Source organism: Pseudomonas corni (genome assembly GCF_057128765.1).
Map to the genome: position 1 here is coordinate 459021 of NZ_JBSKHW010000002.1, position 14413 is coordinate 473433.

General features: G+C 59.0%; 17 protein-coding genes. 10 read left to right on the top strand and 7 right to left on the bottom strand.

Annotated features, from left to right (window positions below; genetic code table 11):
- Position 1 precedes the first annotated feature (1 nt).
- The gene (gene cyaY, locus ACWKV9_RS05780) at positions 2-343 is read right to left on the bottom strand and encodes an iron donor protein CyaY (protein ID WP_483835122.1); all 342 of its coding nucleotides are present in this window, start codon (positions 341-343) and stop codon (positions 2-4) included.
- Positions 344-582: 239 nt separating this feature from the next.
- On the opposite strand from cyaY, the gene lptM reads away from it, so the two are divergent.
- The 6 genes from lptM to ACWKV9_RS05810 are packed head-to-tail and all read left to right on the top strand — an operon-like array spanning position 583 to position 5184.
- Entirely contained in the window at positions 583-747 is a 165-nt protein-coding gene (gene lptM / locus ACWKV9_RS05785; protein WP_349797959.1) for an LPS translocon maturation chaperone LptM, read from the top strand.
- 9 nt (positions 748-756) lie between these two features.
- On the top strand, positions 757-2004 hold the full coding sequence (gene lysA / locus ACWKV9_RS05790; RefSeq protein WP_483835123.1) for a diaminopimelate decarboxylase: 1248 nt from the start codon (positions 757-759) through the stop codon (positions 2002-2004).
- Positions 2005-2009: 5 nt separating this feature from the next.
- Complete coding sequence (dapF, locus tag ACWKV9_RS05795; RefSeq protein WP_483835124.1) at positions 2010-2840, top strand: diaminopimelate epimerase; 831 nt, start codon at positions 2010-2012, stop codon at positions 2838-2840.
- Positions 2841-2853: 13 nt separating this feature from the next.
- Positions 2854-3591 carry a DUF484 family protein gene (locus ACWKV9_RS05800; RefSeq protein WP_483835125.1) on the top strand — a complete coding sequence of 246 codons (738 nt, stop codon included), beginning with the start codon at positions 2854-2856 and terminating at the stop codon, positions 3589-3591.
- Positions 3592-3593: 2 nt separating this feature from the next.
- Positions 3594-4499, top strand: a complete 906-nt coding sequence (gene xerC, locus ACWKV9_RS05805; protein ID WP_483835126.1) for a tyrosine recombinase XerC — start codon at positions 3594-3596, stop codon at positions 4497-4499.
- Complete coding sequence (locus ACWKV9_RS05810; protein ID WP_483835127.1) at positions 4489-5184, top strand: HAD family hydrolase; 696 nt, start codon at positions 4489-4491, stop codon at positions 5182-5184. The genes xerC and ACWKV9_RS05810 overlap by 11 nt, the downstream gene beginning before the upstream one ends.
- Positions 5185-5374: 190 nt before the next feature.
- Here the strand turns inward: ACWKV9_RS05810 and sutA are convergent, their stop codons facing one another.
- The 4 genes from sutA to glnK form a co-directional block, all read right to left on the bottom strand.
- Entirely contained in the window at positions 5375-5704 is a 330-nt protein-coding gene (gene sutA / locus ACWKV9_RS05815; protein WP_483835128.1) for a transcriptional regulator SutA, read from the bottom strand.
- Positions 5705-5810: 106 nt separating this feature from the next.
- A complete protein-coding gene (locus ACWKV9_RS05820; protein WP_483835129.1) occupies positions 5811-6230 on the bottom strand; it encodes a secondary thiamine-phosphate synthase enzyme YjbQ in 420 nt (139 codons plus the stop codon).
- A 241-nt stretch (positions 6231-6471) separates the two neighbouring features.
- The gene (locus ACWKV9_RS05825; RefSeq protein ID WP_483835130.1) at positions 6472-7809 is read right to left on the bottom strand and encodes an ammonium transporter; all 1338 of its coding nucleotides are present in this window, start codon (positions 7807-7809) and stop codon (positions 6472-6474) included.
- A 33-nt stretch (positions 7810-7842) separates the two neighbouring features.
- Positions 7843-8181, bottom strand: a complete 339-nt coding sequence (gene glnK / locus ACWKV9_RS05830) for a P-II family nitrogen regulator (RefSeq protein ID WP_002555808.1) — start codon at positions 8179-8181, stop codon at positions 7843-7845.
- 418 nt (positions 8182-8599) lie between these two features.
- On the opposite strand from glnK, the gene ACWKV9_RS05835 reads away from it, so the two are divergent.
- The 4 genes from ACWKV9_RS05835 (at position 8600) to ACWKV9_RS05850 (ending at position 11214) form a co-directional block, all read left to right on the top strand.
- Positions 8600-8860: an accessory factor UbiK family protein gene (locus ACWKV9_RS05835; protein WP_483835131.1), complete on the top strand. Its 261-nt coding sequence runs from the start codon at positions 8600-8602 to the stop codon at positions 8858-8860.
- A gap of 222 nt (positions 8861-9082) precedes the next feature.
- Positions 9083-10576 (top strand): YifB family Mg chelatase-like AAA ATPase, encoded by a 1494-nt coding sequence (locus ACWKV9_RS05840; RefSeq protein ID WP_483835132.1) that lies wholly within the window; start codon positions 9083-9085, stop codon positions 10574-10576.
- A 61-nt stretch (positions 10577-10637) separates the two neighbouring features.
- Complete coding sequence (locus tag ACWKV9_RS05845) at positions 10638-10937, top strand: type II toxin-antitoxin system RelB/DinJ family antitoxin (RefSeq protein ID WP_483835133.1); 300 nt, start codon at positions 10638-10640, stop codon at positions 10935-10937.
- Entirely contained in the window at positions 10924-11214 is a 291-nt protein-coding gene (locus ACWKV9_RS05850) for a type II toxin-antitoxin system RelE/ParE family toxin (RefSeq protein WP_483835134.1), read from the top strand. Before ACWKV9_RS05845 ends, ACWKV9_RS05850 begins: the two co-directional genes overlap by 14 nt.
- A gap of 1 nt (position 11215) precedes the next feature.
- Here the strand turns inward: ACWKV9_RS05850 and ACWKV9_RS05855 are convergent, their stop codons facing one another.
- Both ACWKV9_RS05855 and ACWKV9_RS05860 read right to left on the bottom strand, forming a co-directional pair.
- A complete protein-coding gene (locus tag ACWKV9_RS05855) occupies positions 11216-13192 on the bottom strand; it encodes a methyl-accepting chemotaxis protein (protein ID WP_483835135.1) in 1977 nt (658 codons plus the stop codon).
- A 185-nt stretch (positions 13193-13377) separates the two neighbouring features.
- Positions 13378-14298 carry a LysR substrate-binding domain-containing protein gene (locus ACWKV9_RS05860; RefSeq protein ID WP_483835136.1) on the bottom strand — a complete coding sequence of 307 codons (921 nt, stop codon included), beginning with the start codon at positions 14296-14298 and terminating at the stop codon, positions 13378-13380.
- Between the last annotated feature and the right edge of the window lie 115 nt (positions 14299-14413).

The window sequence follows — 14413 nt, forward strand, 5'->3', positions numbered from 1 at the left end:
ATCAATTTCCGTCGATGGGATCAAAATCGATTTCGACTCCGGCCTGTTCCTTAGCCAGACGGTAAACCATTTCGCCCAGCAATTCCTCGGTCTTGTCGCACACCCAACGCTTTTCTTCTTCGTCGTAGTCAAAGTGAAAACCACCGGCCGGTGCGGCGAGCCACAGCTGACGCAACGGCTCCTGACGACTGAAAATGAACTGCGTGCCGTTTTCGAATTTAACCGTCAGCACACCCGCCGAGCTCTCAAGGTCCAAGTCCAGATCGCTCTCGTCGAAAATATCTTCAAGCTTCTCTTGGGTAGCATCGACCAGGTCGTGAAAGCGGGCTTCGGTCAAACTCATTACGGGGAACCTCGAAAGTGTCTACTGATGGCGCAGCGACGCAAGATACGGACGCTCCGCAGCAATTGCAAAGCATACCCGCCCAATTGCGGGTCCGGGCGCCAAAAATCCGAGCGATCATCGCAGGTTTCTTCATCATCGCGTCAAAGCCCCGCCGGACGGGAAGTTCAGCGCATAGGCAATCTGTCGGGTGGTCGGTATACTCGGGCGCAATTAATGCTTATACAAAGGATTTCGCCATGAAGCGCCTGATCTCTTCCCTAGCTGCGCTCCTAGCGGTTGCGTGTCTTGTTACTGCCTGCGGTCAAAAAGGTCCGCTGTATCTGCCGGATGACGATGCGTCCAACGCCAGCAGCCCTGAAGCCAAGACCCACCCGGCCCCGCACAAGCACACGACCAACTAGGGAATATTCATGGACGCCTTCAACTACCGCGACGGTGAGCTGTTCGCGGAGGGAGTTGCGTTGTCAGCCATCGCCGAACGCTTTGGTACGCCAACCTACGTTTACTCCCGCGCCCACATCGAAGCCCAATACCGCGCTTATGCCGATGCCCTGAGCGGCATGCCGCATCTGGTGTGCTTCGCTGTTAAAGCCAACTCCAACCTGGGTGTACTCAATGTCCTGGCGCGTATGGGCGCCGGTTTCGACATCGTGTCCCGTGGAGAACTTGAACGCGTACTGGCCGCTGGCGGCCAAGCCGACAAGATCGTGTTTTCCGGCGTCGGCAAGACCCGCGAAGACATGCGCCGCGCACTTGAAGTCGGCGTCCATTGCTTCAACGTCGAATCCACCGACGAGCTGGAACGCCTGCAAACGGTAGCCGCCGAGATGGGCGTTCGCGCCCCGGTTTCGCTTCGCGTCAACCCGGACGTGGACGCTGGCACCCACCCGTACATTTCCACCGGCTTGAAAGAAAACAAATTCGGCATCGCCATCGCTGACGCCGAAGACGTCTACATCCGCGCCGCGCAATTGCCCAACCTTGAAGTGATCGGCGTCGACTGCCATATCGGCTCACAGCTGACCACCCTTGAACCCTTCGTTGATGCGCTCGACCGCCTGCTTGCGCTGGTTGATCGTCTTGCCGACTGCGGCATTCTGCTGAACCACATCGATTTGGGCGGCGGTCTGGGCGTACGTTATCGCGACGAAGAGCCGCCGCTGGCCAGCGACTACATCAAAGCCGTGCGCGAACGCCTCGAAGGCCGTGATCTGGCGCTGATGTTCGAACCCGGTCGCTTCATCGTGGCCAATGCTGGCGTGCTGCTGACCCGCGTCGAATACCTCAAGCACACCGAGCACAAGGATTTCGCCATCGTCGATGCGGCGATGAACGACCTGATCCGCCCGGCGCTGTACCAGGCCTGGATGGACGTGACCGCTGTGCAGCCTCGCGACAGCGCAGCGCGCACCTACGACATCGTTGGCCCGATCTGCGAAACCGGTGATTTCCTCGCCAAGGAGCGCGAGCTGGCCCTGGCCGAAGGCGATCTGCTGGCCGTGCATTCCGCTGGCGCCTACGGCTTCGTAATGAGCTCCAACTACAACACTCGCGGCCGTACCGCCGAAGTGCTGGTAGATGGCAGCGATGCGTTCGAAGTCCGTCGCCGTGAAACCGTGGCCGAGTTGTTTGCCGGCGAAAGCCTGTTGCCGGAGTAATCCCCATGCTGCTGCGTTTTACCAAGATGCATGGCCTGGGCAACGATTTCATGGTGCTGGACCTCGTAAGCCAGCACGCGCATATTTTGCCCAAGCACGCCAAGCAATGGGGCGATCGCCACACCGGGATCGGTTTTGATCAGCTATTGCTGGTCGAGGCGCCGAGCAACCCGGATGTGGACTTTCGCTACCGAATCTTCAACTCCGATGGCTCAGAGGTCGAACAGTGCGGCAACGGCGCACGCTGTTTTGCCCGCTTTGTCCTCGACAAACGCCTGACGGCCAAAAAGCAGATCCGCGTCGAAACCAAGGGCGGCATCATCGAACTGGATATCCGCAACGACGGACAGATCAGCGTCGACATGGGCGCACCACGCCTGGTGCCTTCTGACATCCCGTTCGATGCACCAGCCCAGGCCGACAGCTATACCGTCGAAGTGGACGGTCAGAGCCTGGAGCTTGCCGCAGTGTCCATGGGCAACCCCCATGCCGTATTGCGCGTCTACGACATCAACAATGCGCCAGTCCACACGCTGGGTCCGAAACTGGAACATCACCCGCGCTTCCCGGCCCGGGTAAACGTCGGTTTTCTGCACGTAGTGGATCGCCAGCGCGCACAATTGCGTGTCTGGGAACGCGGAGTCGGGGAAACCCAGGCCTGCGGCACCGGCGCCTGTGCCGCAGCAGTGGCCGCCATCAGCCAAGGCTGGATGGACTCGCCGTTGCTGATCGACCTGCCCGGCGGACGCCTGTCCATCGAATGGGCGGGCCCCGGCCAACCGGTGCTAATGACGGGCCCCGCGGTTCGGGTTTACGAAGGCCAAGTACGTCTATGAGCGAGATCATGCAATGACCGACCAGCCTCAGGCTTCAACCGACACGCCCAGCGAATCGCCTGCCGATAACGCAGTGCCAACCCTTGAAGCCGAGGCCGTCGTCGCCTACTTGCAGCAACACCCGGAATTCTTCGCCGAACAGGACGAGCTGCTGAACGCGATGCGCATCCCGCATCAGCGCGGCGACACCGTGTCGCTGGTGGAGCGCCAACTCAAGCTGCTACGCGAACGCAACATCGAGATGCGCCATCGACTGTCGCAGCTGATGGACGTGGCTCGCGACAATGATCGCCTGTTCGATAAAACCCGCCGCCTGATCCTCAACCTGATGGACGCCACCAGCCTGGAAGAAATCGTCATCGCGGTGGAGGACAGCCTGCGTCAGGATTTTCAGGTGCCCTTTGTCAGCTTGATTCTATTCAGCGAAAACCCGATGCCGGTCGGGCGCTGGGTCAGCAGTGAACAGGCACAGAAAGCTGTTGGCGGCCTGATCTCTGGCGACAAGACTATTTGCGGCGCTTTACGCGAGCATGAGCTGGAGTTTCTTTTTGGTGCCGAGCAGAGCAAGGAGGTGGGTTCAACCGCCATCGTTGCCCTCAACCATCAAGGCCTGCACGGTCTGCTCGCGATCGGCAGCCGCGATCCACAGCACTATAAAAGCTCGGTCGGCACGTTATTCCTGACGTACATCGCCGACGTGCTAGCGCGCCTGTTGCCTCGCCACGCCAACGCTTTGCGCTCGGTTCGCTAGGCATGCAAACGCACCTGGAAGCTTACTGCACTCACCTGCGCAGTGAGCGCCAAGTGTCGCCTCACACGCTGGATGCTTATCGACGCGACCTGAACAAGGTGCTCGCGTACTGCGAAAAACAACAACTGTCGACCTGGACCGCGCTGGATGTCCAGTCCTTGCGCAGCCTCGTCGCGCGCCTGCATCACCAAGGGCAGTCGTCCCGCAGTCTCGCCAGATTGCTGTCCGCCGTGCGCGGCTTTTACCAATACCTCAATCGCGAAGGTATTTGCGAACACGACCCCGCTACGGGTCTGTCGCCACCAAAAGGTGAGAAACGCCTGCCTAAAACGCTGGATGCCGACCGCACGCTGCAATTGCTGGAAGGCGGCGTCGAGGATGACTTCCTGGCCCGCCGTGATCAGGCGATTCTGGAGCTTTTCTATTCTTCCGGATTGCGTTTATCCGAGCTTACCGGCCTGAACTGCGAGCAGCTGGACATCGCTGACGGGCTGGTCCAAGTGCTGGGCAAAGGCAGCAAGATGCGCGTGCTTCCCGTTGGTAGCAAAGCCCGCGAGGCACTGAGCGAGTGGCTGAAGCTGCGCTTGCTGGCCAATCCTCAGGACGACGCCGTGTTCGTCAGTCAGCAAGGCCGACGTCTGGGCCCACGGGCGATCCAGAAGCGGGTGAAGGTGGCGGGTGAGCGCGAGCTGGGACAGAACCTGCACCCGCACATGCTGCGCCACTCCTTCGCCAGCCATTTGCTGGAGTCCTCTCAGGATCTGCGGGCAGTCCAGGAATTGCTCGGCCATTCCGACATCTCGACCACTCAAATCTACACGCACCTGGACTTTCAACATCTGGCGACGGTGTACGACAGCGCCCACCCCAGGGCCAAACGCAAGGGTTCTTCCGACCATGAGCATTAAGCTGATCACGTTTGATCTGGACGACACGCTGTGGGAGACCGCACCGGCTATTGTCGGTGCCGAGGCCTCATTGCGAGACTGGCTGGCAGAGCACGCCCCAAAACTGGGCCCTGTTCCGGTTGAACACTTGTGGGAAATCCGTGCGCGACTGGTTGAGGCCGATCCGAGCTACAAGCACCGCATCAGTGCGCTGCGACGGCGCGTGCTGTTTCATGCCCTGGAAGATGCCGGATATTCCCATGGGCAAGCCCAGGATCTGGCGGATCGGGGCTTTGAAGTGTTTCTGCATGGGCGCCATCAGCTGGATATCTTTCCGGAAGTGGTGCCGACTCTGGAAATTCTGACCAAGACCTACACGCTGGGCGTGGTGACCAACGGCAACGCCGACGTGCGTCGTCTGGGGCTGGCGGATTACTTTGCCTTCGCCTTGTGCGCCGAAGACCTAGGCATCGGCAAACCAGATCCGGCACCCTTCGTTGAAGCCCTCAAACGTGGCAACGCACAAGCGCAGCACGCCGTGCATGTGGGTGATCACCCGGGTGACGATATCGCTGGCGCGCAGCAGGCGGGCATGCGAGCGATCTGGTACAACCCCAGCGGCAAACCGTGGCAGGCCGATAAAGCGCCTGATGCGCAGATCAGCAGCCTGACGCAGCTGCCAGACGTTTTGGCGCGCTGGAGTTAAACGCATCGCTTGCTTGCCGGACACTTGCCACTGTAGGAGCGCGCTTGCCAGCGATTGCATTTCGTCAGTCACCGCGTCAACAAGTCAGACATCCCAATCGCGGGCAAGCGCGCTCCTACAGGGCGTAAATCTTCAGGCAAAAAAAACCCGCAGCGACAGCGGGTTTTTTCAGCGTGGCATCTGACACCCTTTAGATAGGGCGGCTACCGTACTTGTTGTCAGGCTTTTTGGGCGGATCGGCGACCACATTGGCCTCCACTTCCTGCACCTTGCCACCACGGGAGAGAAACTCTTCCATAGCACGGGCCAGAGCGTCACGGTCTTTGTTTTTTGCCTCTACGCTAGGCAGTTCATCAACCGAGACAGCGGCTTTGGCTTTGCCTTTGGCAGGCGTTACAGAGACTTCGGCGCCATCATCAGCTTCCGAGCCATCCTCTTCGGGAGCAGCGGCAAGCTCCTCACCGTCTTCGCCTTCCAGATCGTCTTCCAGACCTTCGTTATCGATGTCGTCGTCGCTCATGTTCTACCTCATGACTTGCGAAAGCAGATTAGTTATAGCCCAGCTGTGCATAATTTCTAAGACAGCCAGAAAAAATTCAACACCCGCCGATAATCAGCGGTCTTTCCTATTCACCCTGAAGGGTGCAAAGGACGTTACGCGCACCACCTGAATCGCGATGCTCGCCTAAATAAACACCTTGCCAGGTCCCTACCGCGAGCCGCCCGGCCGTTACCGGCAGAACAAGCTGGCAGCCTAGCAAACTGGCTTTGAAGTGCGCAGGCAGGTCGTCGGGACCTTCGTCGTCATGTTCATACCCGTTCGAGCCCTGGGGCACCAGACGGTTGAAAAAACGCTCGAAATCACGTCGCACTGCCGGGTCGGCGTTTTCGTTGATGGTCAACGAAGCCGAGGTATGCTGCAGCCACAAATGCAACAGTCCGACGCGGCATTCACGCAGTTCAGGAAGCCCTGCGATGATCTCGTCGGTCACCAGATGAAATCCACGGGGCCTTGCCCGCAGGGTGATTCTGGTCTGTTGCCACATACAGTTCTCCGCCCTTCGGCGCGCATTCTAACGCGCTGGAAAAAAAAACAAAGCGCGTAATGAGCGACGTTGTTTGTAAGCCTGTTGCTAACGCCGATATCACTTCGCGATAACCTCGCTACCCCTTGCAAACCAGCGCTTATAACCGCAGCAGCTGAGTGCGCAAGCAGCGAGCAACACGCTATCGACAAACGCCAGACAAAAAAATGCCCGGTCGCCCGGGCATTTTTTTCAAGCGTGATTACAAGTTGTAGCCACGTTCGTTGTGTTGCGCCAGATCGAGGCCGACCGCTTCTTCTTCTTCGGTTACGCGCAGACCCATGACGGCGTCCAGAACCTTGAGGATGATGAAAGTCACGATGCCGGTGTAGATGACGGTGAAGCCGACGCCTTTGCACTGAATCCAGACTTGTGCAGCGATGTCAGTCACGGTGCCGAAGCCGCCCAGCGAAGGGGCTGCGAAAACACCGGTGAGGATCGCGCCGAGGATACCGCCGATACCGTGAACGCCGAAGGCATCCAGGGAATCGTCGTAGCCCATTTTGCGTTTCAGGGTCGTTGCGCAGAAGAAGCACACAACGCCTGCCGCCAGACCGATGATCAGGCCGCCCATTGGGCCGACAGTACCAGCCGCTGGGGTAACGGCAACAAGGCCAGCAACCACACCCGATGCGATACCCAGTGCGCTTGGCTTACCGTGGGTCAGCCATTCAGCGAACATCCAGCCCAGTGCTGCGGCAGCGGTCGCGATTTGCGTAACCAGCATCGCCATACCGGCAGTGCCGTTGGCAGCAGCAGCGGAACCTGCGTTGAAGCCGAACCAGCCGACCCAGAGCATTGCCGCGCCGACCAAGGTGTAACCCAGGTTATGCGGAGCCATTGGGGTGGTCGGGAAACCTTTACGTTTGCCCAGCACCAGGCAAGCCACCAGACCTGCAACACCCGCGTTGATGTGAACAACGGTGCCGCCTGCGAAGTCGAGTACGCCCCAATCCCACAATAGACCACCGACACCGCTCCAGACCATGTGCGCGATTGGCGCGTAGACCAGAGTGAACCAGATGGCCATGAAGATCAGCATCGCGGAGAACTTCATGCGTTCTGCGAAAGCACCGACGATCAGAGCGGGAGTGATGATGGCGAAGGTCATCTGGAAGGTGACGAACACCGCTTCAGGGAACAGCGCAGCCGGGCCCGTGATGCTGGCTGGAGTAATACCCGCCAGGAACGCCTTGCCCATGCCGCCGAAGAAGGAGTTGAAATTGACGACGCCTGCTTCCATACCAGTTGTGTCGAACGCAATGCTGTAGCCGTAAACGACCCACAGAATGCTAATCAGACCGGTAATGGCAAAGCACTGCATCATCACGGAAAGAATGTTTTTCGAGCGGACCATGCCGCCGTAGAACAGTGCCAGACCGGGAATGGTCATGAACAGCACCAAAGCGGTCGAAGTCAGCATCCAGGCTGTGTCGCCTGAGTTGAGGACTGGGGCTGCCACTTCGTCTGCCGCCATGGCCAAGCCAGGGGTTACGAGGGACAACAGGGCTCCTAGCCCTGCGAATTGACGCAGAGTCATATTGTTTTCTCCTGGGGCGTTGGGGTTGGCGGCTTAGATTGCGTCGGTATCGGTTTCGCCGGTACGGATGCGAATGGCCTGTTCCAGATTAACCACGAAGATCTTGCCGTCACCGATCTTGCCAGTGTTGGCTGCTTTGGTTATCGCTTCGATAACCCGATCCAGATCCTTGTCGTCGATCGCAACATCGATCTTCACCTTGGGAAGGAAGTCGACTACATATTCCGCACCGCGATACAGCTCGGTATGGCCTTTCTGACGTCCGAAGCCTTTGACTTCAGTTACCGTAATGCCCTGCACGCCGATTTCGGACAACGACTCGCGTACGTCATCCAACTTGAACGGCTTGATGATGGCAGTGACTAGCTTCATGAAACTTTCTCCCGAATTGGTGGACTTGCCCCAGGAAAACAAACCCGACTCAAGTCTAAGCGCAGTGTCTGGCTTTGTAACGCGTCGATAGCCCGAAACAGACCAGATCAACGCCAGAAAACCGCTTCTGACGAAACACTTCCCCGCTTCGCCTGTCGCACTGGATTCGTCACAGCGACTGCATCAGTGCATGGGTCATAAGCCACTAAGCAGAAAGCTTGCCATTTCATCGAATTCCATTAAATACGGCTTATCCCTCGCCATCTAAGGGTTGCAGATAGCCATCATTCGAGGGGCGCGCACAAGAACAGTGCGCCAGTGCACGGGCGAATGCGCGATAACCGTGCAACCCCACCCCAAGGGGACTATAGACGCTGCGTGCTACACTGCCGCGCATCTGATCTACGGAAAAAACATCATGCTCGCCCCGAAAGCCTTTCTCGATGCGGTCAGTGGTCACGCCTCACGCTTGCTCAGTGGCGAGACACCGATTGCCCGCAATGAATTCGAAACCCAGTTCAAAGCACTGTTGCAAAGCGGGTTCAGCAAGCTGGATCTGGTGAGCCGGGAAGAGTTCGATAGCCAGATGATCGTCCTCGCCCGTACCCGCGCCCGCCTAGAAGCGCTGGAAGCCAAGATGGCCGAGATGGAAGCGAAGCTCGCGCCGCCGATTGAGTGATCAACGCGTTGGCTCTGTAGGAGCGAATTCATTCGCGAGACTCCCGCTCAAGCGATACATCTGCATCGCCTGAAATAACACTTCGCGAATGAATTCGCTCCTACAGACCCTCGCCCGTCCCCACGAAACACCCTGAACCTCTTCGCTCACCCGCCCCTCCACCTTGATGACTATCCTTTGCCACACCGCAGGACGCGGTCTGTCGCCATCAAGGAATGATCTATGTCCCTCGCTATCGTCCACAGCCGCGCCCAGGTCGGCGTCGAAGCACCCGCCGTAACCGTTGAATGCCATCTCGCGAACGGCCTGCCGACGCTCACGCTGGTGGGCTTGCCGGAAGGTGCGGTGAAGGAAAGCAAAGACCGCGTGCGTAGCGCCATTCTTAACTGCGGGCTGGAGTTTCCGGCGCGGCGCATCACGCTGAATCTGGCGCCGGCTGATTTACCAAAAGACGGCGGACGATTCGATCTGGCAATTGCGTTGGGCCTACTGGCCGCCAGCGCGCAAGTCCCGGCACTCGCGCTTCAGGCAGTGGAATGCTTGGGCGAGCTGGCGCTGTCAGGGGCGATTCGACCGGTCCAGGGAGTATTGCCCGCCGCATTGGCGGCCCGTGAAGCCGGGCATACGTTGATCGTCCCGGCTGTTAACGCCGAAGAGGCGTGCCTGGCCTCAGGCTTGCGCGTCATCGCTGTCAATCATTTGCTCGAACTCGTGGCGCATTTGAACGGCCGTACTCCCATCCCCCCTTATCAATCCAAGGGGCTGATCCTGCAAACACGGCCCTATCCCGATCTCAGCGAAGTGCAGGGTCAGGCCGCCGCCAAACGTGCGCTGCTAGTGGCGGCGGCAGGCGCCCATAACCTGTTGTTCAGCGGCCCCCCGGGCACCGGCAAAACCTTGCTCGCCAGTCGCTTGCCGGGTCTGTTGCCGCCGCTCGATGAATACGAGGCTCTGGAAGTCGCCGCCATACAATCAGTCGCCAGCCACACACCGCTCACCAGTTGGCCGCAGCGCCCATTCCGTCAGCCTCATCACTCTGCCTCTGGGCCAGCGCTGGTGGGGGGTGGCAGCCGACCCCAGCCGGGTGAAATTACGCTGGCGCATCATGGGGTGTTGTTTCTGGACGAACTACCCGAGTTCGACAGGCGCGTACTGGAAGTCTTGAGGGAGCCGCTGGAATCGGGCCATATCGTGATTTCCCGTGCGCGCGATCGGGTGCGTTTCCCGGCACGCTTCCAGTTGGTGGCCGCCATGAACCCGTGTCCTTGTGGATATCTGGGGGAGCCAACGGGCCGCTGCCGCTGTTCGACGGATCAAATCCAGCGCTATCGAAACAAACTCTCCGGGCCACTGCTCGATCGTATTGACCTGCACCTGACCGTGGCCCGCGAAACCACTTCACTGACACCGATGCCCCAAAAAGGGGACGACAGCGCCAGCGCATCGCTTCTTGTGGCCGAGGCACGAGAACGCCAACAAAAACGCCAGGGATGCGCCAACGCGTTCCTCGACCTCCCCGCGTTGCGCCAACACTGCGCACTCACCGCCGAAGACGAAGCCTGGCTTGAAACCGCCTGCGAGCGGCTCACCTTGTCACTGCGCGCTGCCCACCGTTTGCTCAAAGTCGCCCGGACGCTGGCAGACCTTGAGCGCGTCGACGCCATCGCCCGCTGCCATATCGCCGAAGCGTTGCAGTATCGGCCGTCAAGTAACTGATGAACGACGTTGCCTGTATCTCGAATGAGATACATAGTCAGCCTTTTCAGGAGAGATGAAAATGGCGACCCACACCTCAATGCTGCACGTGCGAATAGATGACGAACTTAAGGTTCAGGCTGCGGCGAACCTGGCAAAATTTGGGCTCACCATCTCTGATGCCGTAAGAATTCTATTGACCCGCGTAGCGAAGGAAGGCGCTCTCCCGGCGGGCTTTACCAGCGACCCGGATGCCTACGACGCTTGGTTTCGCGCCAAAGTGCGCGAAGCCATGGAAGACTCAGCACCGGCTATGTCCCACGAGCAGGTGATGGCCGATGCTCAAGCGTTGATAGACAGGAAGCGTCGTGCCGAAAGTTGAGTGGAGCGGACCTGCCAGCAAAGATTTTCTGGCAATCATCGATTACATCTCGGACGCAAATCCCCAGGCTGCGCAATGCTTGAAGGATGAAATCCAGACACAGATAGCGCAATTACCCAACCACCCGCGCCTTTATAAATCTGGCCGGGTGGAGGGCACACGCGAAATAGTGGTGAAGCCGAACTATCTGGTGATCCACCGAGAAACGCCTGACGCTGTCCTGATACTTCGAATCCTACACGCCGCACGGCAATGGCCAGCGGGCGAAGGGCTCTGAATCAGCGGAACCGATCAACCTCGCGCCGCAAATCCGCTGCCAAGGCGTTCAGCTCTTGCGCGGTAACGGCCAAGTTGGACACCACTTCACGCTGCTCACTGTTGGCCAGCGCGATGCTTTGCAGGTTGCTGCTGAGCAGGGTGGCGGTGTTGCTTTGTTCCTGGGTGGCGGTGGTGATGGCGGCAAATTGCTCGCCCGCCGAGCGGCTTTGTTCGTCGATCTGGGCCAGGGCAGCGGCGACCTTGGCATTACGCGACAGACCTTCCTGCATCAGCGTATTGCCCTGCTCCATGGTGCTGATGGCGTTGCCGGTTTCCTGCTGGATGCTGGTGATCATGCCGGAAATCTCGTCGGTGGCCTGACGGGTCCGCGACGCGAGATTGCGCACCTCGTCGGCCACCACGGCAAAACCGCGCCCTTGCTCGCCGGCGCGAGCAGCTTCGATCGCAGCATTAAGCGCCAGCAAATTGGTTTGCTCGGCGATCGAGGTGATGACGCTGACGATGCCGCCGATTTCCTGCGAGCGCTGGCCGAGCGTATCGATCACCGTTGCAGTGCTGCTCAGTGAGCCAGCGATCTGTTCTAACGATGCCGACGCTTCATGCATGGATGCGCGACCGATACGGGTCTGCTGGGCGTTGCCCTGTGCCAGACGTTCGGTATGGCCCATGTTGTCGGCGATATTCAGGGCCGTGGCGCTAAACTCTTCCACGGCGCCAGCCATGCTGGTGATCTCGCCTGATTGCTGCTCCATGCCTTCATAAGCGCCGCCCGACAGGCCAGACAACGCCTGCGCCCGACTGCTGACTTCCTGCGCGGCGGTACGGATGTGCGACACCATCGTCGACAGCGCCTCGCCCATCTTGTTGAAGCTGCCAGCCAACTGACCGATTTCATCATGGCTGGTCACGTTCGAACGCACGCTCAGGTCACCGGCGCCCAGTGCCTCAGCCTGATTGACCAGATCGGACAACGGTTTGAGTTTGCTGCGCAGCAACCAGATCGCTGCACCGACCGCAATCAGCATCGACAGCAGGCTACCAATGGCGAGTTGGGTGCCTACACTCCAGGTGACTGCGCTGATTTCCGCTTCCGGCATGCTTGCCAGCACGGTCCAAGGCCCGCCGGGAAACGATTGGGCGACGGTGTAGATTTCATTGTCGCCATCCTGCCAAATCTGCCCTTTGCCCGGCTGCTTGACGAAGTCCGCCAAGGTTTTGCTCGCCTGATCCAGGTCCTTCACACCAGCGGGCGGCACCAACCATTGGTTTTGCTCATCAAGCAGCGCCAAGGAGCCGGTCGAACCGATACGGAAATTCCTGAGGTTTTCGAATTGGGCTTTCTGAGCGTCGGTGTAATCGAATCCTACGAACAAGACAGCAATCACCTTGCCCGCCGCATCCTTCACCGGGGTGTATTGAGTCATGTATGAGCGATCAAACAACAGAGCTCGGCCGACGTATTCCTGCCCGGCCACCAAGCGTGCGTATGCAGGATGTTTGTGATCAAGCAGAGTGCCGATTGCCCGCGAGCCATCCTGCTTGGTCAGCGAAGTGCTGATGCGAACGAAGTCATCGCCGCTGCGCACAAAAACAGTCGCCACGCCGGCAGTCATTTTGCGGAAGTCATCGACCTGGTCGAAATTGTTGTTCAGCGGGTTGCCATCCAGCAGCAAAGCAGGCGTTTGCAGCGCTGCAACCGTGATCTGCTGATCGGTCTGCAGGGTAAGCCCGCTGCTGAAGCGCTTTTCGAAAAGGCCGCTCAGGCGCTGTGTACTGTCGCGCAGTGTGCTGTGGAACGTGTTGAGCTGGTCGGCCAGCAATCTCGCCTCACTGCCCATGTGCTCTTCACGAATCGCAAGGTTAGCGGTGTCCAGTGAGCGCAACGCAAACAGCGTACTGCCGCTGATGACTATCGCGAGAATCACTGCCAGAGCAACTCCCAGCTGGGACGCAATTCGGGCACGAGGTTGAGGCATGGTGACTCCCTGACCGAACGACCGGATCATCCTGATCGACAGCACATTCGGACTAATTTAATGAAAAGGTTTTCGTGAGCCGCTTTGAACAAAAGGCTCTGGTATTACGGATTCGGCTGACAGCAAAAATACTTGAGTCCCACGCCCGGATAATGACCAGTGGCGCGGCGATCGGGCGTTACAAGTTATTTCAGAATGGTCACATCCGGCAGGTCCATGGCCTGCACCTCGCCCTGCAGAAAATCGCTTAATCGGCGTAACCGCTCACCGCCCGGCCGCGTCTTGGGCCAGACCAGATAATAGTTCTCGCCACTGACTACCGCTGTGCGCCACGGCAGGCTCAAGCGTCCCTGCGCAACATCTTCAGCGACCATAAGCAAGTCGCCCATTGAAACGCCATACCCACGCGCGGCAGCAATCATGCCCAGTTCAAGGGTGTCGAACACTTGGCCGCCCTTGAGCGAGACTTGCTCGGACAAGCCCATACGTTCAAGCCAACTGCGCCAGTCACGTCGGTCCGGCGTAGGGTGCAGCAGCTCTGCGCCTGCCAACCGCTCGACATCCCAAGGCCGGTCCTCCAGCAACGTCGGTGCTCCCACCGGAATCAGCAGCTCGGGGAAAAGATAGGTCGCTTCCCAGTCGGGCGGGAAATGCCCTCGACTGAGTAGCACGGCGCAATCAAAAGGCTCTTGGGTAAAGTCCACGTTGTCGATGTCCATCCAGGCGCTGGTCAGCTGCACCTCATTGCCCACCTGCAGATGACGAAAGCGGCTTAGGCGCGCCAGCAGCCACCGCATGGTCAGGGTCGATGGCGCCTTCATGCGCAAGATTCCCTCCTCGGCAAACAACGTGCTGCATGCCCGCTCCAGCGCAGAAAAACCTTCACGTATCCCCGGCAGCAGGGTGCGCGCCGCTTCGGTCAATTGCAGATTACGACCGTTGCGCTGAAACAAGCGGCAGGCAAAGTGATCTTCAAGCGTGCGAATGTGCCGACTCACCGCGCTTTGGGTGATCGACAACTCCTCGGCAGCGCGAGTGAACGAGGCATGCCGGGCGGCCGCTTCAAATGCTTTGAGCGCATACAACGGCGCAAGACTTCGGGACATCTGGGATACCTCATTGAATCGCTACGGCGTTAGAAGACGACTGTAGCTTAAACCGGACATGAGTTTTACTCATGCCTTGGATCGGATTTATCCCTTTGTGCGGACGCGCCTTAGC

Bases quoted from the DNA above. Each gene is read 5' to 3' on its own strand.
- cyaY (WP_483835122.1), bottom strand. From the start codon at position 343: ATGAGTTTGACCGAAGCCCGCTTTCACGACCTGGTCGATGCTACCCAA.
- lptM (WP_349797959.1), top strand. From the start codon at position 583: ATGAAGCGCCTGATCTCTTCCCTAGCTGCGCTCCTAGCGGTTGCGTGT.
- lysA (WP_483835123.1), top strand. From the start codon at position 757: ATGGACGCCTTCAACTACCGCGACGGTGAGCTGTTCGCGGAGGGAGTT.
- dapF (WP_483835124.1), top strand. From the start codon at position 2,010: ATGCTGCTGCGTTTTACCAAGATGCATGGCCTGGGCAACGATTTCATG.
- ACWKV9_RS05800 (WP_483835125.1), top strand. From the start codon at position 2,854: ATGACCGACCAGCCTCAGGCTTCAACCGACACGCCCAGCGAATCGCCT.
- xerC (WP_483835126.1), top strand. From the start codon at position 3,594: ATGCAAACGCACCTGGAAGCTTACTGCACTCACCTGCGCAGTGAGCGC.
- ACWKV9_RS05810 (WP_483835127.1), top strand. From the start codon at position 4,489: ATGAGCATTAAGCTGATCACGTTTGATCTGGACGACACGCTGTGGGAG.
- sutA (WP_483835128.1), bottom strand. From the start codon at position 5,704: ATGAGCGACGACGACATCGATAACGAAGGTCTGGAAGACGATCTGGAA.
- ACWKV9_RS05820 (WP_483835129.1), bottom strand. From the start codon at position 6,230: ATGTGGCAACAGACCAGAATCACCCTGCGGGCAAGGCCCCGTGGATTT.
- ACWKV9_RS05825 (WP_483835130.1), bottom strand. From the start codon at position 7,809: ATGACTCTGCGTCAATTCGCAGGGCTAGGAGCCCTGTTGTCCCTCGTA.
- glnK (WP_002555808.1), bottom strand. From the start codon at position 8,181: ATGAAGCTAGTCACTGCCATCATCAAGCCGTTCAAGTTGGATGACGTA.
- ACWKV9_RS05835 (WP_483835131.1), top strand. From the start codon at position 8,600: ATGCTCGCCCCGAAAGCCTTTCTCGATGCGGTCAGTGGTCACGCCTCA.
- ACWKV9_RS05840 (WP_483835132.1), top strand. From the start codon at position 9,083: ATGTCCCTCGCTATCGTCCACAGCCGCGCCCAGGTCGGCGTCGAAGCA.
- ACWKV9_RS05845 (WP_483835133.1), top strand. From the start codon at position 10,638: ATGGCGACCCACACCTCAATGCTGCACGTGCGAATAGATGACGAACTT.
- ACWKV9_RS05855 (WP_483835135.1), bottom strand. From the start codon at position 13,192: ATGCCTCAACCTCGTGCCCGAATTGCGTCCCAGCTGGGAGTTGCTCTG.
- ACWKV9_RS05860 (WP_483835136.1), bottom strand. From the start codon at position 14,298: ATGTCCCGAAGTCTTGCGCCGTTGTATGCGCTCAAAGCATTTGAAGCG.